Origin of the sequence: Bacillus haynesii, from assembly GCF_014042035.1 — a bacterium.
In the GTDB taxonomy this organism is placed as follows: Bacteria; Bacillota; Bacilli; order Bacillales; family Bacillaceae; genus Bacillus; species Bacillus haynesii.
The window spans coordinates 2037504-2056855 of record NZ_CP059494.1 but is presented as its reverse complement, the minus strand read 5'-3'; the positions used below and the strand labels follow the sequence as shown (position 1 = coordinate 2056855).

The 19352-nt window shown below is 46.5% G+C and carries 18 protein-coding genes; 13 read left to right on the top strand and 5 right to left on the bottom strand.

The window, feature by feature from the left end; genetic code table 11:
• Window position 1 precedes the first annotated feature (1 nt).
• The 3 genes from H2R00_RS10210 (at window position 2) to H2R00_RS10200 (ending at window position 3004) form a co-directional block, all read left to right on the top strand.
• The gene (locus H2R00_RS10210) at window positions 2–652 is read left to right on the top strand and encodes a methionine ABC transporter permease (RefSeq protein ID WP_182070972.1); all 651 of its coding nucleotides are present in this window, start codon (window positions 2–4) and stop codon (window positions 650–652) included.
• A gap of 21 nt (window positions 653–673) precedes the next feature.
• A complete protein-coding gene (locus tag H2R00_RS10205; RefSeq protein ID WP_182071055.1) occupies window positions 674–1492 on the top strand; it encodes a MetQ/NlpA family ABC transporter substrate-binding protein in 819 nt (272 codons plus the stop codon).
• 126 nt (window positions 1493–1618) lie between these two features.
• Window positions 1619–3004 (top strand): L-cystine transporter, encoded by a 1386-nt coding sequence (locus H2R00_RS10200; RefSeq protein WP_154999409.1) that lies wholly within the window; start codon window positions 1619–1621, stop codon window positions 3002–3004.
• 45 nt (window positions 3005–3049) lie between these two features.
• On the opposite strand, the gene H2R00_RS10195 is transcribed toward H2R00_RS10200, so the two are convergent.
• Entirely contained in the window at window positions 3050–3391 is a 342-nt protein-coding gene (locus tag H2R00_RS10195) for a hypothetical protein (RefSeq protein ID WP_182070971.1), read from the bottom strand.
• A 47-nt stretch (window positions 3392–3438) separates the two neighbouring features.
• On the bottom strand, window positions 3439–5235 hold the full coding sequence (locus H2R00_RS10190; protein ID WP_182070970.1) for a S9 family peptidase: 1797 nt from the start codon (window positions 5233–5235) through the stop codon (window positions 3439–3441).
• A 145-nt stretch (window positions 5236–5380) separates the two neighbouring features.
• On the opposite strand from H2R00_RS10190, the gene H2R00_RS10185 reads away from it, so the two are divergent.
• From H2R00_RS10185 to H2R00_RS21240, 3 genes are all read left to right on the top strand, one after another.
• Window positions 5381–5941: a YhcN/YlaJ family sporulation lipoprotein gene (locus H2R00_RS10185; protein WP_182070969.1), complete on the top strand. Its 561-nt coding sequence runs from the start codon at window positions 5381–5383 to the stop codon at window positions 5939–5941.
• A gap of 119 nt (window positions 5942–6060) precedes the next feature.
• On the top strand, window positions 6061–6738 hold the full coding sequence (locus tag H2R00_RS10180; RefSeq protein ID WP_244958308.1) for a hypothetical protein: 678 nt from the start codon (window positions 6061–6063) through the stop codon (window positions 6736–6738).
• A gap of 9 nt (window positions 6739–6747) precedes the next feature.
• Window positions 6748–6960: a hypothetical protein gene (locus H2R00_RS21240; RefSeq protein WP_244958307.1), complete on the top strand. Its 213-nt coding sequence runs from the start codon at window positions 6748–6750 to the stop codon at window positions 6958–6960.
• Here H2R00_RS21240 and H2R00_RS10175 read toward each other — a convergent pair.
• Together H2R00_RS10175 and H2R00_RS10170 are read right to left on the bottom strand one after the other, a co-directional pair.
• A complete protein-coding gene (locus tag H2R00_RS10175; protein ID WP_154996484.1) occupies window positions 6950–7597 on the bottom strand; it encodes a spore coat protein in 648 nt (215 codons plus the stop codon). The two genes, H2R00_RS21240 and H2R00_RS10175, sit on opposite strands and share 11 nt — an antisense overlap.
• Window positions 7598–8052: 455 nt before the next feature.
• Window positions 8053–8235 (bottom strand): hypothetical protein, encoded by a 183-nt coding sequence (locus H2R00_RS10170; protein WP_154996486.1) that lies wholly within the window; start codon window positions 8233–8235, stop codon window positions 8053–8055.
• A 52-nt stretch (window positions 8236–8287) separates the two neighbouring features.
• Between H2R00_RS10170 and H2R00_RS10165 the strand changes: the two genes are divergently transcribed.
• The 3 genes from H2R00_RS10165 to H2R00_RS10155 all read left to right on the top strand — a co-directional run bounded on the left by H2R00_RS10165 (window position 8288) and on the right by H2R00_RS10155 (window position 14662).
• Window positions 8288–10312, top strand: coding sequence for a PAS domain-containing protein (locus H2R00_RS10165; RefSeq protein ID WP_182070968.1), 2025 nt, complete (start codon window positions 8288–8290; stop codon window positions 10310–10312).
• Between the two features lie 112 nt (window positions 10313–10424).
• The gene (locus H2R00_RS10160) at window positions 10425–14081 is read left to right on the top strand and encodes a 5'-nucleotidase C-terminal domain-containing protein (protein ID WP_182070967.1); all 3657 of its coding nucleotides are present in this window, start codon (window positions 10425–10427) and stop codon (window positions 14079–14081) included.
• Window positions 14078–14662 carry a class D sortase, LPxTATN-specific gene (locus H2R00_RS10155; protein ID WP_182070966.1) on the top strand — a complete coding sequence of 195 codons (585 nt, stop codon included), beginning with the start codon at window positions 14078–14080 and terminating at the stop codon, window positions 14660–14662. The genes H2R00_RS10160 and H2R00_RS10155 overlap by 4 nt, the downstream gene beginning before the upstream one ends.
• Window positions 14663–14694: 32 nt before the next feature.
• Here the strand turns inward: H2R00_RS10155 and H2R00_RS10150 are convergent, their stop codons facing one another.
• Complete coding sequence (locus H2R00_RS10150; RefSeq protein ID WP_182070965.1) at window positions 14695–15612, bottom strand: RluA family pseudouridine synthase; 918 nt, start codon at window positions 15610–15612, stop codon at window positions 14695–14697.
• Between the two features lie 112 nt (window positions 15613–15724).
• On the opposite strand from H2R00_RS10150, the gene H2R00_RS10145 reads away from it, so the two are divergent.
• From H2R00_RS10145 to H2R00_RS10130, 4 genes are all read left to right on the top strand, one after another.
• Entirely contained in the window at window positions 15725–16093 is a 369-nt protein-coding gene (locus H2R00_RS10145; RefSeq protein ID WP_154996497.1) for a YhcU family protein, read from the top strand.
• Between the two features lie 189 nt (window positions 16094–16282).
• On the top strand, window positions 16283–16687 hold the full coding sequence (locus tag H2R00_RS10140; protein ID WP_411802123.1) for a CBS domain-containing protein: 405 nt from the start codon (window positions 16283–16285) through the stop codon (window positions 16685–16687).
• Between the two features lie 138 nt (window positions 16688–16825).
• Window positions 16826–17488: an HAD family hydrolase gene (locus H2R00_RS10135; protein WP_059230677.1), complete on the top strand. Its 663-nt coding sequence runs from the start codon at window positions 16826–16828 to the stop codon at window positions 17486–17488.
• Between the two features lie 23 nt (window positions 17489–17511).
• Window positions 17512–19050, top strand: a complete 1539-nt coding sequence (locus tag H2R00_RS10130) for a bifunctional GNAT family N-acetyltransferase/carbon-nitrogen hydrolase family protein (RefSeq protein ID WP_003180073.1) — start codon at window positions 17512–17514, stop codon at window positions 19048–19050.
• Window positions 19051–19352 lie beyond the last annotated feature (302 nt).

Sequence of the window (19352 nt, the reverse complement as noted above, 5' to 3'; positions counted from 1 at the left end):
CATGCTTGTTACATATGACCAAATCATTGACGCACTGGTTCAAACGATTCAAATGACAGTTTTTTCGCTTTTATTTTCAAGCGTGATCGGCATTCCGCTCGGCATTTTGCTGGTTGTCACAAGGAAGGGGCATCTGCTTGAAAATCCGGCAGTTTTTACGGTTGTCAATATGATCATTAACATTTTCCGGTCCGTCCCGTTTATCATTTTGATGGTTGCTTTAATTCCGGTGACAAGGCTGATTGTGGGGACGTCCATCGGCACAACGGCAGCGATTGTTCCCCTGACTTTTTATGCTGGGCCTTACATCGCTAGGCTCGTTGAGAACTCTCTGCTTGAAGTCGATCCGGGAGTCATTGAAGCTGCTGAAGCAATGGGAGCGACTCCGAGGCAGATCATCTTCAGGTTTTTGATTCCGGAAGCGCTCGGTTCGCTGGTGCTGAGTTTTACGGTAGCAACGGTCGGATTGGTCGGAGCGTCGGCGATGGCTGGTGCGATAGGTGCCGGCGGTCTTGGGGATTTGGCGATCACATACGGCTATCAAAGATTTGACACAATGACGATGATCATCACGGTTGCAATTCTCGTCATCGTTGTGCAGGGATTGCAGACATCCGGAAACGTGCTGTCAAAAAAATTGAGAAGAAGATAAACAGAGAGGGAGACGGCTATGATGAAAAAATTTGCATTTGTAGTGATCTTATTGCTGCTTGCGGGAGTGATCGCAGGGTGCGCGGCAGACTCTGATGCGAAAACCATTAAAATCGGCATCAGCGGAACGGATACGAGGATCTGGGACTTTGTGAAGAAAAAAGCCGAGAAAGAAGGCTTAAAGCTTGAAATCGTCAAATACTCTGACTATGTTCAGCCAAACCAGGCTTTGGCGGGCGGTGACATTGACGCCAACGCTTTTCAGACGATATCTTACTTTAATGCATTCAAAAAGGAACGCAATCTTGAACTATCGCCAATCGGCACAACGATCATCGCTCCGATGGGCATTTATTCCGAGAAGTATGATTCGCCTGACGATATACCAAACGGCGCGGAAATCGCCGTTCCGAGCGAAGCGACGAACATGGGCAGAGCCTTGCTTCTGTTGGAGTCCGCCGGCCTGCTTCAATTAAAGGACGGATTTGACGGAAACGGAACGCTTGATGCGATTAAAGAAAATCCGAAAAAACTCAAAATCACAACGGTGGCCGCAGAGCAAACGCCACGCGTGCTTCCCGATGTCGCTGCATCCGTCATCAACAACGGCATAGCGGTTGACGCCGGCTTCCATCCTGTCAAAGATTCGATCAAACTGGAAGACGAAACAGCGACACCATATATCAACATTATTGCGGCCAGAACAGAAGACCGGAATCGCGAAGATTTGAAAAAGATCGTCGAGCTGTACCAATCAGACGATACCGCTGAATTGATCAAAAAAGAGTTTGACGGTGCACAGCTGCCGACATTTGTTCCACTGAAAGACATCGGCGAATAAAATGTCAGTCGCGCAATTGATTCCCGGGTCATATATTGAAATGCATCGATAATTCCTACTTGACCAATCAGGTTTGTTGTACTATAGTTTTTAAATGTATAAAATTCTGGGGGTGCTTTTGTTACCATGACATTATTTGTTGTTATTAATATTATCGTCATGCTCGGCCTGATGGCGCTCCTTTATATGATGCAAAAAAAGCATGTTTCTTTTTCTAAGCGGGTATTTACCGCTCTGGGAATCGGAATTGTTTTTGGATTCGCTTTGCATTTTATATATGGTTCGTCTTCAGAAACGATTACGCAGACTTCTGATTGGTTTAATATTGCAGGCGGCGGCTATGTCAAGCTTTTGCAGATGATCGTCATGCCGCTTGTATTCATCTCGATTTTGGGTGCTTTTACAAAGCTTAAACTGACGCACAATATCGGAAAAATCAGCGGACTGATCATCGGGCTCTTGATCGCGACGACAGCCGTCGCTGCTGCGGTGGGTATCGCGTCCGCGCTTGCTTTTGACCTGCAGGCCGTCCATGTGGATCAAGGCCAGGCGGAGTCCATGAGAGGGGCGGAACTCGAACAGAAATCGCAGGACATGGAAGCCAAAACGCTTCCGCAGCAAATTGTCGAGCTTCTTCCGGGGAATCCGTTTTTAGACTTTACGGGAGCAAGACCGACATCAACGATCGCAGTTGTTATTTTTGCGGCTTTCCTTGGGATCGCTTATCTTGGGGTCAATCGAAAACAGCCTGAACAAGCTGAACTTTTCAAAAAGATGGTTGATGCCGTGTATGCGATCATTATGCGTGTAGTGACCTTGATTCTGAGGCTGACGCCTTACGGTGTACTGGCGATCATGACAAAAACGATTGCAACGAGCGACCTCGACAGCATTGCCAAGCTCGGCAAATTTGTCATCGCTTCGTATGCGGCGCTGATCGTCATGTTCATCATTCACCTGCTGCTCATTACATTCAGCGGTTTAAATCCTGTCACATACTTGAAAAAGGCGTTTCCGGTCCTTGTATTCGCGTTTACATCAAGATCAAGCGCAGGCGCTTTGCCGCTGAACATTAAAACGCAACGAAGCCTTGGTGTTCCTGAAGGCATTGCAAACTTTGCCGGATCCTTCGGGCTGTCCATCGGACAAAACGGATGTGCCGGAATTTACCCTGCAATGCTCGCGATCATGATTGCGCCGACTGTCGGACAAAATCCGCTTGAGCCGTCATTTTTGTTCACGGTTATCGCTGTTGTTGCGATCAGCTCTTTCGGAGTGGCAGGCGTCGGCGGAGGTGCGACATTTGCAGCGCTTCTCGTCCTTTCGGCATTAAACATGCCTGTAGCGCTTGCCGGGCTGCTGATTTCGGTTGAGCCGCTGATCGACATGGGGCGTACGGCTCTCAATGTCAGCGGCAGCATGACGTCAGGACTTGTGACGAGCAAAGTAACAAATGAACTTGAAAAAGACACGTACCAAGACCGTACAAATATCATTGAAGCAGAAGTGTAAAAGAAGAACGGCCCGCACAGCTTGATAGCGCGTGCGGGCCGTTTTTTATGAATAGCTTTGATCGTCATCGAACATCGTCTGATTTGCAGTCTGATCGTTCATGACATTCACCGGGGCAGTCATATGGCCTGATTGATGCTGGTCGTTTGCCGTATGGCCTGACTGGCGGTGTTCATGTGATTGTCCTCCGGTATTGAAAGCCTGTTTGATCATGTCAGCCGGATTCATCATCGTCTGATTGCTACCGTTTCCTTGCTGCCGCGCTCCCATGCTCTTCGCGAACATGCCGGTTAATCTTTTGCGGATTTCGGGAGAAAAAGCTGCGGTTAATGCAGCTGATCCTAAAACTAATACAGCGGGATGGATGCCTGATCTTCTTCTAAACAAAGGGTCAACCTCCTTTTTACGTATACCATCCCCTGTCCTGATCGGTTTTATTCTTCAAGCTGTGCCGTGAGATATAAGCGATGCTTTTCAAAAAATTCGAAAATTTCGCGGTAGGCTTTCATTTTATTTTCTTTTTTAGAAAAACCGTGCCCTTCATTTTCCAAAACGAGATACTCAATATTCCGCCCCATGTCTTTCAACCGATCAACAACCTGATCGGACTCTTCCTTTACGACGCGCGGATCGTTTGCGCCTTGGATGATCAGCATCGGCTGAGTCATATTCTCCAGGTATGTAACAGGAGAATCGGCTTTCATTTTTTCATAATCCCGCTCCGGATTGCCGACCCATTTTTCCATCATCGGCTGCCAGAAATCAGGTACGGATTTGACAAACGAAAACAGATTGCTGACTCCGCATATATCGACGACGGCGCGGAAATACTCGGGATGCCTCCCGTGAAGCAAAAGCGACATATACCCGCCGTAACTGCCTCCCATCAAAAAGAGTTTTTCGCGGTCCGCAAGCTTTTGATCGATAAGCCAGTCGATGCCCGCGGTCATATCGAGGCGCGGTCCGTCTCCCCAATCTTGTTCGACCATTTTAAAAAATGAATAACCGTAATTTGCTGACCCCCTGAAATTAGGGGCGAATAACTGGTAGCCCATTTTCGCAGCGAGTTGAAAGATGTCGTAGAACATAAAGGTTTCTGCATCTTGCGGTCCGCCGTGCGGCCAAATAATCGTCCAGCCGTTCGCTTCTTCCGGGGCGGGCTTAAACAGCAGTCCTTCTATTGCCAGGCCGTCAAAAGAAGGGTATGTCACAACTTCCGGATATGACAGCTCCTGTTCGGAGAAGCCCGGAACCGAATGTTTCGTTAATTGCCGCCATTTTGCCTGTCCTTTCATTAATACGTAGAGGTTAGCCGGCCTGGTCGGCGTCGAGCCGAGCATGTACAGCGCACCCGAAGAGGCGCAATGTATTTTCGAAATGGATGTGCAAGGATAGTCCACCTGCCGGCTTTCTCCCGTTGCTGTGTTGTACTCATACATCACCTCTTTGACACCTTTTTTTCCAATAAGATAAAGGAAAGTTCCATTTGGGTCAGCGTGGATGGATGTTAAATCAGTTTTGTCAATCGAAAGCACCGGCGTAAAAATACCGGATGAAACAGTGTACAAGGCAAGGTATGAGAACTCGGCTTCGTAGTTTGTCGTGACGAATAACCGATCATCAGATGCAAAATGAGAAGAATAAACCATATGATGCAGCGTTTCATCGGGGACGATTCCTGTCGTCACACCTTCAGCTGTATGGATCATACAGACATTGTGGCTGTTGACATAGTAGACATGAATGCTGACGGCTTTCTCGCCCGGGCTTACATCAGCCAGTATTGAAGTTCCATCTTTTCCTTCAAAAATAAGTTCTTCTTTTTCAGTGAGACAATCGTATCTGTATGTATTTAAAAATGTCGGATTGTCCTTTGTAGAAGAGTAGTAAACTGCGTTTTGCACAGGGATGGGCTCGAAGTGACGATCTGTTTGATTTCCGTTTAATGAATGTAGCGACCCGTTTTTTGAAGAAAGCTTGTACAGCCCGCTTTGTTCGTTTCCGTCATTGTCAAAACCGGCAAAAAGGATAGAGCCGTCGGGATTGTAGGCGATTCCTTTTGAATCCTGATTCAAAAATGACAGCTGATATGGATACGTATCGGGGAGATCCATCGCCCACAGGTTTGAAGTTCCGTTGAGGTTTGTATCAAAAACAAGCTGCGTCTCATCGGGATGGACCGCAAAGTCTTTAATGCGCAGCACATGCAAAATGCTTTCCGCTTTTTCCATTTCGTATACACCTCCGGATTAATTTGGGTATTTTTTCATTCAATAAGATCATAACAAAAGTCGCGTATAAAAAATATCCTTTAGACAAATAAATAACACGAAAAAGAAAAAACCTATACGTCAATCATTAAAGGAGGCAATTTTAATGTTCAATATGAAAAAAAGCGCGATTGCTGCTTTGCTCCTTCCGTTGTTGTTCACAGCCGGATGCGGCATGGCAAATCAGGGGGCGGATAACAACCGACGCAACCAGGACAATGCGCTTCAAAATGTAACAAACAGAGACAACGACCGCACGAATGTCAATGACGGCAGAAATGTTAATGACCAAATGAATGTGACAGACAACCGCGATGCCAATCGGGAAGACAATAATATGGAAGTGGCGGATAAAGCCGCAGACAAAGTGACAGAACTGAAAGAAGTCAGAAACGCAAACGTCATTGTGACAAACCGCAACGCTTATGTGGCGGTCGTTTTGCAAGGCAATCCGAAAGGCGACGTGACGAATGAGCTGAAAGGGAAAATCTCGAAAAAGGTTAAAGAAACAGACAATAACATCAACAATGTTTTCGTTTCGGCAAATCCTGATTTTGTTGACCGGATGAGAAATTATGGCGACAGAATTCAAAATGGCGAACCGATCGAGGGCATGTTTGAAGAATTTGGTGAAACGATCAACAGAGTCTTCCCGAATCAAAGATAATGATAAAAAAGCCGCAAACGCGGCTTTTTTTATTGGCCGCTTTTCAGACAGGCCACTTCCTGAACGATCCCGCATAGTGTGTAGTACAGAGAAGCATAACGCGGATGGAGGGATAGTCGGTGACGGGAGAGGTGAAAGCGGCCTTTGTTTTAATGATGGCGGGCACTCTATCCGCTCTGTTATTGGCTGTTTTTGTCGTGTTCAGCCAAGAGAGCCCAGAGGCGGCTGTTCTTTCAGGGAAAAAAGAAAAACTGAAAGAATCGCTGGAAATGGTTAAATATGAAAGTGTCGGTATTTATTACGCTGAAGAAGATAGACCGATCCTGGAGCTGACAAAGGAGACGCTTCGGGATGCCGCTGGCATGAATCGGGAACTGTTTGCCAGTCCTCTTCAAGACAGCGTTGATTTGATCTTTTTTTCAAACCGCGATGATATGGAGTCATTTTCAAAATTAAAGGATATAACCGGATTTTACTCAAATGATATGCGGATGATCGGGCTTTTGCCCGAGGAGAGAAGGCATCTGAATAACGGCGAGGGATTCGCCGTCTTCCTGTACAAACGGGTGCTGGTACATGAGTATACCCATTATGCTTTTCACGTCAAGCTGAGAGAGCTGAATGCCGACCCGGCAGCTTATCCGCTCTGGTTTCACGAAGGAGTGGCGGAATGGGCTTCTGCTCATGACACTATAGAGATCCGGACTTTGCCGTCAGTCGTTCCCTTGAGTAAGCTGAAGACCGACCGGCAGTGGCAAAAAGCCCGTACTGGATATGAAACCGATATTTTTTTATAAAGTTATTATTTGATTGAAGAGCTCGCGGAGAAAAAAGGAAGGGGTGTCATCCTCGACATTATCGAAGAAACGGCTGAGCGGGGAAGTTTTGAAGACGGATTTAAGGCCGCCGTCGGTCAGTCGTTAACAGGTTTTGAAAAAGAATTCAAACGGAAATACGAAGCAAAAAAAACGGCATGGAAGGTTTCATCCTTCCGTGCCGTTTTCATCATCAATGAATAGGTCTCTGCTGCCCGTTCGGAGGCATTTGCGGCTGACCTTGCACCGGAGCGAATGCTGAAGTCATCTTCTGCATGTCTTGCGGTGCAAGCTGAGGAACTTGATAGTATCCGTGTTTGTTCTGATAAAGGAAAATTTCATAAGCCATTTCGATATAGTGAGGAATCTGGTCTGCCAGAACCCTTCTGCAGACAGGGTTTGTCACTTCGGGAGCCGCCATGGCCAATGACGAACAACAAGTTTTCATCAAGCCGAGCATAAAGCTGCTGATGCATGCGTCATCAATGGCCTGCACGGATTGCTTCGGCTGTTTCGGCTGGGCATCTTTTAACCCGTAGACAAATTGGCGATCCTCTTTCATCATATACGTTGCCGTTTCCTGACTCGGCTTTTGCCCCGTTCTGAAACATTCTGTCGTGATGTTGTACTGAGAAGAAATAAACCGATGCTGCCTCTCCAAAATATCGAGCAGCTCAGGATCTTTGACATGCTCTCTGAACATCATATATTGCTCGAGAACGCCGATCATTCCGGACAACACTTCATGCATGTCAAACACTTCGTGGCCACCGTGATTCATATGCTGCATTCCTTCATTGCCTTGATTGATTTGCATTTGCGGCTGGTTTTGCTGTTCCACTCTAACGTATCCTCCTTAAATGTAATTCAACTATTATATTTCGTTTTTGCCGGCATGTTTATTCAAAAAAGGAATAATCGATAAACTGGATTTAAAGGGATTTTATTCTAACCGTCGAATAGTTTAGTTCAGAAGAAAATATTATGGGGGTCTTGTGTTCAAGACAGTTTATCATCTCATTGGTCGAAAATGGGAGTAACAGTCATTTTGGCGTCAAACTGAAAAAACTGAGTATCAGGAGAGGAAATTCAGACCGGTTTTGAGATCCCTCGTAACTATGTAAAACGGAGCACATATCTGCCGGGCGATGATGAAATGTTCACGCATGTTTCCGGCAGTAAAGGAATTCGGTGAGTAGATGGATGTCTGATATCCGAAAAAACAAATGAACCGAAACAGGTCGGATTCAAATAAAGGCTGCCGGAAGAAGAATAAAGCCGATGTTGGTCTTGTGTTCATGCACTATTGTTCATATAAGGACCGAAAAACAATCGAATAGCAATGCCTGGCTGGATATCGGCATGAATAACTTTGGCATTTAAAGAAGATGCCTGCAAATTTTTTATTGCCCCTGCGCGATCTGTAAAGGATTCTCCCTCCGTAAATGATTTCAGCTGCCAATCATCAAGAAAATGCAAAAAAAGGTGTTTTCCTTTTTGATTTTGCACTTAGAAAAGGAGGAGTTTTGTAATGCTGGGCTCAAGTGAGACGGTTGGAAAAATGTCAGGTTTATTTGGTAATGATTCTGTGTATCCGAAGGTGCAAACAGAAGTTTATAAGAAAATCAATGAACTGAGTGGTTTTCATAAGCTGGATGATATTTATCTTTCCTTGATTGACCAGTATATGTTTCCTTGTCTGATCCTGAATGACCGGGGAGAAATTGTCGCATCCTCTGAAAGTGCTGATCAATATTTGAAAAGCTCAAAAGGCAACATACATCAAGTTTTTCCCGCGAGCTTATCCGTACAGGTCAATGCCGCTTTACAGAGGGCAAAGAAAGAGAAAAAAGAAGTGTCGTTTAAAAACGTCCCGATTTATCTAAGCGGTGAACTATCCTTTGTTCATTTGACATTAAAAAGTTTCTTCCGTCAGTATCACAAGCTTTATGTGCTGTTTATCGAAAAATCAAAAGAAGGGGCCGCCCGCGCGCCGGTATCCGGCGAAGAGGACGGTCAGCTTCATCTGCAACATCTGTACCGGTCGGTAAAAGAGCTCGAAGCGTCCAACGATGCTTTGGTGTCTGCCAATCAAAAGCTGCGGGAGGAAAACAGAAAATTGACGGCGCTCAACAGGGCGTTTGAAAAGAAAGTGAATGAGCTGAACACCCTGAAGAATGATATGAACAATCTGCTGACCAGCACGAACATCGCCGCCGTTTTTTTGGATCAGGAACTGAAATTGAAATTATTTACGCCAGAAGCCGCCAATCTGTTCGACCTGAAAGAGGAGGACCTTTCAAGACCTGCAGATAAGCTGACAGAGAGGTTTAAGTATGAGGAGTATGCCGATGACTTAAGGCGCACGCTTTATGAAAACAAGACGGTCATCAAAGAGTTCGAAATGCCAAACGGCGGTTGGTATGCCGTGAAAATGATCCCTTATTATGCTTCGGGAAACAAGGTTGAAGGCATTGTTGTCACGTTCACGAATGTCACTGAACTGAAAATGACAAACGAGGCGCTGCATATCAGCTCGCAGGCTATTGATCAAAGTCCGGCCAACATATTGATCACTTCTGTCGACGGTTCGGTCACTTATGCAAACAAACGCTTTTGCCGGATGCTTGGAAAACATCAGGATGACATCATCGGCTGCAATGTATTTGACATTTACCGCAAGCATTTTCACCGTGAGGAACTCAATCGCTTCTGGAAACGTGTCATTGAAAAGAAACCATGGTCAGGGGAACTTAATTACCAGGATGAGGAGCAAGAGGACAGGTGGGAGCAAATCTCCCTTGTTCCTGTGGAGGACAGCGCGGGGAACGTTCAGCAGGTAATGCTGATATCCGAGGACATTACAAACCAAAAGCGATCTGAAAAAATGCTCATGAAATCGGAAATGCTGTCAGCGGTCGGGCAGCTCGCTGCCGGAATCGCTCATGAAATCCGGAACCCCCTCACTTCCCTGAAAGGGTTTCTCCAGCTGATGATCCAGTCTAAAAAATATCAAAAAGACTATGCGGAAGTGATGATGTCTGAATTCATCAGGCTTGAAGCGATTATCAACGAATTTCTCGTATTGGCCAAAACAAAGTCGACTACATTTGATCCGGTTCAGGTCAACTCGATTGTTGAAGATGTCTGCATGGTATTGGAGTCGCAGGCCGTGCTGAACAATGTACGGATCGAGAAACAGCTGAGCGGAGATCTCCCTGAGATACTCGCTGTTTCAAATGAGCTGAAACAGGTTTTCCTCAACATATTAAAAAACGCAATCGAGGCGATGGAGGATGCTGAAGGCTTTATTACGATACGTTCCTATTTTGAAAAAGACAGCGTATTCATCACCTTTGAAGATCAGGGAAAGGGCATCTCAAAAGATGTGCTTGAAAAGCTCGGGGAACCATTTTATACAACGAAGGAAAAAGGAACCGGGCTCGGATTAATGGTTACATTTAAAATTATTGAAAATCACGGCGGAAGCATTCACTTTGAAAGCGAAGAAGGAAAAGGAACGATCGTAAAATTGAAGCTTCCGATTAAAGAATGAGAATGCGGCCATCCCTGTTCTCATTCTTTTTTAAAATTTTTACAAAAAAATCATATGGCCTTTATAATCATCAGATAAATTTGACAGGAAGCAAAAAACGGGAGGCGAATATATGGTCAATGTTCTAAAGAGTCGTTTTATGGCTGGTTTGACGATCACGCTTATGATGATTGCGTCTTTTTTGACGCCGTTTGCACACGTATCGCGCGCTTCAGAAACGATTACCGTAGAAGAAGCCATTAAGCATAACGAAGGGCATGCAGCCGTTGAAGGCTATGTCGTCGGGCACACTGTATCGAGCGGCCATTATCATTTCAGCGGAAATTTCGCGAACGATTATAACTTCGCAATCGCTGATAAAAAAGAGGAAACATCACCGGAGAATATACTCCCCGTGCAGATACCCGCATCCTTCAGAGACCAGTTCGGTTTAAAGACAAACCCTCAACTCATCGGAAAAAAACTCATCATCGAAGGCGAACGCTCTACATATTTTAATTCCCCGGGTTTGAAATCTGTTCAATCCATCACATTTTCCGGAGGCGATGTACCGCCTGCCAAGCCTGAGATCAAAACGATAGCCGAAGCGCGCAAGCTTTTAAATGAAACGGTCAAAATCAAAGGAATTGTCACTGCGGATCAGGCGGCTGTCGGAGGCGGAAAGCTGTCCACATTTATTCAGGACGGAACGGCGGGAATCAATATCTATTCCGCTGCACAAGGCGATTTTCCGGAGCTGAAAGAGGGAATGTCCGTTTCGGTCACGGGGAAGATCACGACATACAAAGGTTTGACAGAAATCGTTCCCGCACCGTCAGGCATTGAAGTAACCGGAGAAGGAGCGGTACTGCCCGACCCTGTTCCGCTGACCATTAAAGATGTGCTCGATCAGGGAACGGCAGCTGAATACGAAGGCCGGCTAGTAAAGGTGAAAGGCTTTATTGAAACAAAGCCGGATGCGCCGGCAGGCGGCGGCTATAATATCACGATGATCGATGAAAATTATCATCCGCTCACGCTAAGGGTGATGGAACAAACGAATGCCGCCGATTCGATAGAACAAGGACAATGGTACGAAATAACCGGCGTATTAAGCCGCTATGATACGGTACAGCTTCTGCCGAGAAAACAGGAAGATCTTCGGAAATTAGACGGTATCGCGCATCCGCCCCCCGCTGCTGAAGGGGAATACGAAAGCGTTGTGGAACGAGTTGTCGACGGTGATACGATCCACTTAAAAGAGCCGGTTCTCGGATCTACAAAAGTCCGCTATGTCAACATTGATACAGCCGAAACTTACCATAAGCCGAAAAATGAATTAGATGAAAACCAGCTGAAGCACGGCAACAAAGCGAAGGAATATTTGCAGTCTATATTGGCTCCGGGAGACAAAGTCACCGTGAAAGTGGGCAAGGAAGCAAAAGACAGCTACGGCCGCCTGCTTGCCCAAGTCATCACTGAAGACGGCGTCAATACGAATTTGCAGCTTGTCCAAAAAGGGATGGCCGTTACCTATTTCATTTGGCCGGTTGGAAGTAATGAAGACTATCAATTGTTTCAAAACGCCGTCAAAAAGGCGAAAGACGAGAAAATCGGCATTTGGAATCCCGCTGATCCGCTCCTCGAAATGCCGTTTGAATTTCGTGCCAGGGAGCAAGGCAAAGGGCTCACGCGGCATGTCGGAGACTCTGCGGAAAAAACGTATGTCGCGCCTGAAAAGTGGCGAGAGATTCCGGTGGACAGACGAATTTTCTTTGCGTCGGCTGAAGAAGCGGAAGCTGCAGGTTATTCGAAAAAAGAGCAAAGCGGCAATATTCCGCTGCGCCTGTTAAGCATGAATGATCTGCACGGAAAGATCGATCAGCAATATCAGCTCGATCTAAACGGGGATGGCCGGACGGATGGAACATTCGGCAGGATGGATTATGCGGCAGCATTGATCAAAGAGAAAAAAGCCGAGCGGGAAAATACGCTGATCGTCCACGCAGGCGATATGATCGGCGGAAGCTCGCCGGTTTCTTCCCTGCTCCAGGACGAACCGACAGTTGAAATCATGGAGGAAATCGGATTTGATGTAGGAACCGTCGGGAACCACGAGTTTGATGAAGGAACCGAAGAGCTGCTGCGCATTTTGAACGGCGGCGAACACCCTGAAGGGAAAGGGACAAAAGGTTATGACGGACAGGATTTCCCGCTTGTCTGCGCCAATTGCAAGTTGAAAACAAACGGGGAAAGCTTTCTTCCTCCATATGAAATCATTGAAGTTGAAGGAGTGCCTGTCGCTTTTATCGGTGTTGTGACACAGGCGGCCGCCAATATGGTCATGCCCGAAGGTATTCGCTCAATTGAATTTACAGATGAAGCAAAGGCCGTCAACCAGGCTGCAAAAGAACTGAAAGCGAAAGGGGTCCGGGCAATAGCGGTGCTCGCCCATATGACAGCTTCCCAGGACGGCGGAGTTGTGACCGGTGAATCAGCCGAACTTGCTAAAAAAGCAGATCCTGAGATTGATGTCATCTTTGCCGGTCATAATCATGAAGTGGTCAACGGCCAAGTGAATGATATTTTAATCGTCCAAGCATACGAATACGGGAAGGCAATCGGTGTCGTCGATCTTGAAATCGACCGGGAAACGAAAGACATCGTTCACAAGAAAGCGGAAATCGAATATGTGAATCAGGAAAAGCTCAAGCCGGATCCGGCGGTCGGTCAGATATTGGATAAATATGAGCGGATGGTTGCGCCGATCATCAGCGAGAAAGTCGGTGAAGCCGCACACGATATGGCCGGCGGCTATTCAAATGACGGAGACACCCCTCTCGGGAATCTGATTGCTGACGGCATGCGGCACGCGATGAATTCTGATTTCGCATTAATGAACGGGGGCGGCATCCGTCAAGATTTAAAAAAAGGAACGATTACATGGGGAGACTTATTCAATATCCAGCCTTTCGGCAATGTACTCGTCCGGCTTGAAATTAAAGGCAGGGATTTATACGATATTATAGACGCACAAATATCCCCATCTTACGGCCCGGATTACTCAATCAGCGGCTTTAATTATACGTGGGACCCGAAAACAAACAAAACCGCGGATATTTTTCTTGAGGACGGAAAACCGATTGATTTAGACCGGACGTATACGCTGACCGTAAACAACTTTATGGCATCTGCTTCAGGAAGCAAGTATTTGCCGATTTCCCGGCTTGGAAAAAATCCGGTCACAGGCCCGGAAGATATTGAAGCCACAGTAGAATTTGTCAAAAGCTTTAAAGAACCGATCGCTTATACTGCGGAAGGGCGAATCAAAAAATTAGCAGAAGATGATTCGCGTCCGGGAGAAGAGCCCGGAAGCGGGGCTGATCCTGATGATGAAGAAAAACCCGGAAGCGGGGCTGATCCTGATGATGAAGAAAAACCCGGAAGCGGAGGCGCTGATCCGAATGACGAAGAAAAACCGGCTGGAGATAAGGGCGATGGGGAAAAGCCCGGCAATGACAGCGGAGAAAAGCCGGTTCATGACGGTACCGGCGATGCTTCAAAGAGCGGCGCTATTCCTGTTGCGGGCGTGATGCTCGGTAAAGGATCAGATGCGCCGGAGGAGAAGACGGCCGGTCTGTCAAATGATGCGTTTCTGCCAGACGCGCGTGAAGAGCACAAGCTACCCGATACGGCGGCAGCTTACGGCAGCTTCCTTTTGTACGGCTTCCTGACGTTTATGTTCGGAGCGATTCTTTATATACGGAAAAGGGGTATTGCAAGACTATGAAAGTCAAAATGTTATCGTTTCTGCTGATGACAGCAGGGCTTGCCATTTTTGCATACGGCGGCTGGAAGATATTCGATATGAACAGACAGACCGATATTTCTTTAACTGAAGCAAAAGAAGTCATTGCATCGAGTCAATCTGTCCGTTCGGTAAAGCGCCCCTCAGCGCCCGCTTCATTTAAGCCTGCCAACGGCGAAGCGGCAGGCATACTCCATATTCCCAGACTGCGCGCGGAGCTTCCCATCGTTGAAGGGACAAGTCCCGATGATTTGGAGAAAGGCGTCGGACATTATAAAGGCAGCTATTATCCAAAACAAAACGGGCAAATTGTTCTTTCGGGGCACAGGGATACGGTTTTTCGCAGAACAGGGGAGCTGGAAATCGGCGATAAGCTGAAAATTGAGCTTCCATACGGAAGCTTCGAATATGAAATCACACACACGAAAATTGTTGACCAAAGTGACACGTCCATCATCACGCTGCAGCGTGAAAAAGAAGAGCTGCTGTTAACGACATGCTATCCGTTTTCTTATATCGGAAATGCGCCTGAGCGCTATATTATTTATGCAAAGCCGCTTTAAGGCTGTCCATCGAGGACAGCCTTTTTTACTGTTTAATCAACCGTACCAAACAGTCGTCCGATTTCGTCTTTCAAGTCATCCGGAAGCGGTGCTGTGACAGTGACGCGTTCTTTTGTGATCGGATGGGTGACATTGATTTCGATCGCGTGAAGAGCCTGCCTCGGAAAAAGCCCCTCTGAACCGCCGTATAAAGTGTCGCCTGACAAAGGATGACCGATGCTTGCAAGGTGAACACGTATTTGGTGGGTTCGGCCTGTCTCCAGCTGCAGTCTGCATAGTGTAACATCGTGATGGCTGTCATACCTTTTCGATTCAAAATGGGTAACGGCGGGCTGTCCGGAATTGGACACTCTTCTTCTGACGGGGTGGTACCTGTCTCTGCCGATCGGTGCTGAAATGGTACCTGTTTGTTTTTTGAATTTCCCTTCCGCTACGGCTACATATGTCCGTGACAGTTCTTTTCTTTGCAGCTGTTCGTCTAAAAGGGCGTGGGCGAGGCGGTGCTTTGCAAAAACGACGGCGCCGCTCGTATCCTTGTCCAGACGGTGGACGTGCCGGACTTTTCGCTCCTCCCCGTTCATTTGAAAATAAAACGCCACAAGGTTGCTCAGCGTGCCGGTCTGGCCAGCTTCATTCGGATGTGTCGCCATTCCCGCCGGCTTATTGACAATGAGCATGTGATCATCTTCAAACAGGACGGGAAGTTCCCCGTATTCAGGGGCGATTCCGCTTTCTTCTTCCTCTCTGAGATCGATCATCACGCTGTCTCCGCTCTCAAGCTGAACGTTATGATCTACGGGTTTATGATTCACTTTAACTTTCTCGTTTGCGATCCAGTATTGAATGACAGGCTTCGATGCTTTCGCTTCTCTTTTTAAATATGCAAATAAATGTTCGCCGTGATGACGGCTGCCTGCACTGAAGAATAAGCTGTGATTTTTTTGGTTCATTTTTACTGCTCCTTTCTGTAAAAAGCGTTCAGCCATTAGGAAACACTTACCTTCACAGCCCATTGTTTATGTATGCTATCCTGTTTGAAGAGATTTGAACAAGGGATGAAGGGTGATCAATTTGCGAATTGTAAAGGCAGCAACTGAAGAACAAGAAATTTATATAGAAGAGCTTGTATCAGAGCTGTATCAAATATTTCCATTGTACTTGAATAAACAAAAAATAAAAGAACTCAAAAAGCAGGGCGTGCTTGAATTGAAAGAGGATGTATACAAAGGTACGCTCGATGAAGCGTTTCAGATTATGACAAGCCTGCAATTGATCCATGCCTTATTAACTAAGGCGAAACGCCGGTGGGTGCTGAAAGACCGTGATTTGTTCGATAAAAACTGCCGCAAGCTGAATGACTGCGGTCTGTACTTCCCTCTAACATCTGCCGACTTTCATATCGTGAATACCGACAATAAAATGCTGATGTAAAGCCGGGTTTGTCTGAATTGAAAGAGCTTGTTCCGTTTTCGGAAAAGCTCTTCTTTTTATGAAAAGATGATATAAGAAAAAAGCGGAAAACACAATGAAATGGTGCCAACTTCCTTTTTAGCATGTGCATGACCTGTACATACTAACAATCGAAAGGGGTGCAGTCTATTGACGACAATCAGCAATGCGATGTCTAGACAAGTAGCGACAATTTCTTCCAATCAAACGGTTCAAGAAGCGGCTGAATTGATGAGCCGCCATAATATAGGGGCGATCCCGGTTGTAGATCAAGGCGTGTTAAAAGGAATGATCACAGACCGTGATATCACGCTCAGAACGACAGCGGAAGGCCAGGATGGACAGACACCTGTTTCAAACGTCATGACAACAAATGTTGTTTCAGGGAATCCGAACATGAGCCTTGAAGAAGCATCACAGCTGATGGCTCAAAGCCAAATCCGCCGTCTGCCGATCGTCGATAACAACCATTTAGTCGGCATTTTGGCACTCGGGGATCTGGCGGTAAACGAAATGTCCAATGAATCTGCCGGACAGGCGCTTACAAACATTTCCACTCCGGCACGGACTCAGTAAGAACGGAAGAGCTTGCCTCTTACAGCAGGCTCTTCTTCATTTATACATACCGGTTTTTAGTGTCTTCTCTTTTCAAGGGGCGGCAAGAAGGATACAATGAATGGTGCAAACAGTCAAAAGGAGTTGGGCTAAAGCGCGATGATTAAAGCAGTGATTTTTGATTTTGACGGTCTTATTTTAGATACAGAAACGCACGAATATGAAGTGCTCCAGGAAATTTTTGAAGAGCACGGCTCAGAGCTGCCAATGTCGGTTTGGGGAAATGTCATCGGCACGGCCGCCGGATTCCAGCCGTTTTCTTATCTGGAGGAACAGCTGCAAAAAAAGCTGGACCATGAACAATTGACGAAATTGAGGCAAGAGCGTTTTACGAAAAGAATGGAAAGCGAAAAAGCGCGTCCCGGTGTGGAAGCTTATTTGTCCGCGGCGAAAGAGCTCGGTTTAAAAATCGGCCTGGCGTCAAGCTCGGATTATAAATGGGTGTCCCAGCATTTGAAACAAATCGGTCTGTACGATGATTTCGAGTGCATCAGAACGGCCGATGATGTTGAGGAAGTCAAACCGAACCCTGAACTCTATTTGAAGGCGGCGGAATGCCTCGGTGTGAAGCCTGAGGAGTGCATTGCATTCGAAGACTCTGTCAACGGATCAATCGCCGCGAAAAGGGCCGGAATGAAATGTGTCATTGTACCGAACAAAGTAACGAAAAGCCTGCTGTTCGAACATTATGACCACCGGCTTGAATCAATGGCAGAAATGGAACTGGAACAGCTGATCGAAAAAATTTCCGATCCATCATAAAGAAGGCAGAGGAGGAATGGGACGTGTCTGAAAAACTGGATCTTTCCCGCTTTGAAAAAAAGATCGTCATCCGCAACATTGAAGAAAAAGATATCGACAGCATCATCGGGCTGCAAGAGCTCTGTTTTCCGGGAATGATCCCATGGAAACGGGAGCATTTGGAAAGCCATTTGGAACACTTCCCGGAAGGCCAGTTTTGCGCAGAGCTTGACGGAGAAGTGATCGGTTCCTGTTCAAGCCTGTTGATCAACTTTGATGAATATGATGACAGACATACATGGCAGGATATTACAGATGACGGATATATTACGAATCACAATCCCGACGGCTTAAACATGTACGGAATCGAGGTCATGGTTCATCCTGAATACAGACGGATGAAGATCGGCCACCGTCTCTATGAAGCGCGAAAAGATCTGGCAAGGCGCTTGAATTTAAAGAGCATTATCATCGGCGGCAGGATCCCGAACTATCATAAGTACGCTTCCGAGATGACGCCGAGGGAGTATGTCGAACAAGTCATCCACCACCAGATCTATGATCCGGTCCTTTCGTTTCAGTTGCTGAACGGATTTACGATGATGAGGATCAACCCGAACTATCTCCCGGATGACAGAGCATCAAGCAAATATGCGACATTGATGGAGTGGAATAATGTCGACTACTTGCCGCAGACGAAGCGCTATTACAAATCAGCTTTTCCGGTGAGAATTTGTGTGATTCAATATGAGATGAAGCAGATTCATTCCTTCGAAGAGTTTGCCAACCAAGTCGAATACTATGCAGATGTAGCTTCAGACGCGGGAGCGGATTTTGCCGTCTATCCCGAAATCTTTACGACGCAGCTGATGTCGTTTCTTGAAGAGCGCTCACCGAGCCTGGCCGTTCAGCGGATTACCGAATATACAGAAGACTATATCAGCTTGTTCACAGACCTTGCCGTTAAATACAATGTCAACATTATCGGCGGTTCCCACTTCGTTGAAGAAGAAGGGAAGATCTACAATATCGCTTACTTGTTCAGAAGGGACGGAACCATCGAAAAGCAATATAAGCTTCATATTACCCCGAATGAACGAAAATGGTGGGGCATCAGCAGGGGGGACGAAGTACGCGTCTTTGACACAGACTGCGGCAAAATCGCGATCCAGATCTGCTATGACATCGAGTTTCCGGAGCTCGGCAGAATCGCAACCGAAAAAGGGGCCAAGATTATTTTTACCCCTTTCTGCACGGAAGACCGCCAAGGCTATTTGCGAGTCAGATACTGTGCTCAAGCAAGAGCGGTTGAAAATCAGGTATACACGGTTATTTCCGGCACGGTCGGCAATCTGCCGCAAACCGAAAATATGGATATCCAATATGCGCAATCCGCGATCTTCGCTCCTTCAGATTTTGAATTTGCAAGGGATGGAATCGTCGGCGAATGCAATCCGAACATTGAGATGGTGGTCATCGGCGATGTCGACCTGGAAATTCTCAGAAGACAGCGGCAGGACGGAACGGTCCGGCAGCTCAAGGACAGACGCCATGACATCTACAGGATACATTATAAAAAATAGCAGAATCGTGTGCCGGCCGCTTGAGGCCGGCTTTTTCATATTGACTTTTCTCTTTATTTTTCATATATTGTAACTATTAAAAGGAGGTGGAAAAGATGAATCAAACTGGTAAGCGTATGACAGATATGCAAGCCCATCTGTATATTTGTCGCGCGATTTTTTCCGGGGAATGTGTGTTACGGGATCAGTCTGCCCTTTTTTACACATTCAATTGGAAAAAATACCAGTGAGAGACATCTGCCACAATCGGATTTTCTGATGCAGACGGCGGGGTGTAAGCTCTGCCGTCTTTTTTATGCTCA

Bases quoted from the DNA above. Each gene is read 5' to 3' on its own strand.
- H2R00_RS10165 (WP_182070968.1), top strand. From the start codon at position 8,288: ATGCTGGGCTCAAGTGAGACGGTTGGAAAAATGTCAGGTTTATTTGGT.
- H2R00_RS10205 (WP_182071055.1), top strand. From the start codon at position 674: ATGAAAAAATTTGCATTTGTAGTGATCTTATTGCTGCTTGCGGGAGTG.
- H2R00_RS10155 (WP_182070966.1), top strand. From the start codon at position 14,078: ATGAAAGTCAAAATGTTATCGTTTCTGCTGATGACAGCAGGGCTTGCC.
- H2R00_RS10210 (WP_182070972.1), top strand. From the start codon at position 2: ATGCTTGTTACATATGACCAAATCATTGACGCACTGGTTCAAACGATT.
- H2R00_RS10150 (WP_182070965.1), bottom strand. From the start codon at position 15,612: ATGAACCAAAAAAATCACAGCTTATTCTTCAGTGCAGGCAGCCGTCAT.
- H2R00_RS10190 (WP_182070970.1), bottom strand. From the start codon at position 5,235: ATGGAAAAAGCGGAAAGCATTTTGCATGTGCTGCGCATTAAAGACTTT.
- H2R00_RS10200 (WP_154999409.1), top strand. From the start codon at position 1,619: ATGACATTATTTGTTGTTATTAATATTATCGTCATGCTCGGCCTGATG.
- H2R00_RS10160 (WP_182070967.1), top strand. From the start codon at position 10,425: ATGGTCAATGTTCTAAAGAGTCGTTTTATGGCTGGTTTGACGATCACG.
- H2R00_RS10185 (WP_182070969.1), top strand. From the start codon at position 5,381: ATGTTCAATATGAAAAAAAGCGCGATTGCTGCTTTGCTCCTTCCGTTG.
- H2R00_RS10135 (WP_059230677.1), top strand. From the start codon at position 16,826: ATGATTAAAGCAGTGATTTTTGATTTTGACGGTCTTATTTTAGATACA.
- H2R00_RS10140 (WP_411802123.1), top strand. From the start codon at position 16,283: ATGTCTAGACAAGTAGCGACAATTTCTTCCAATCAAACGGTTCAAGAA.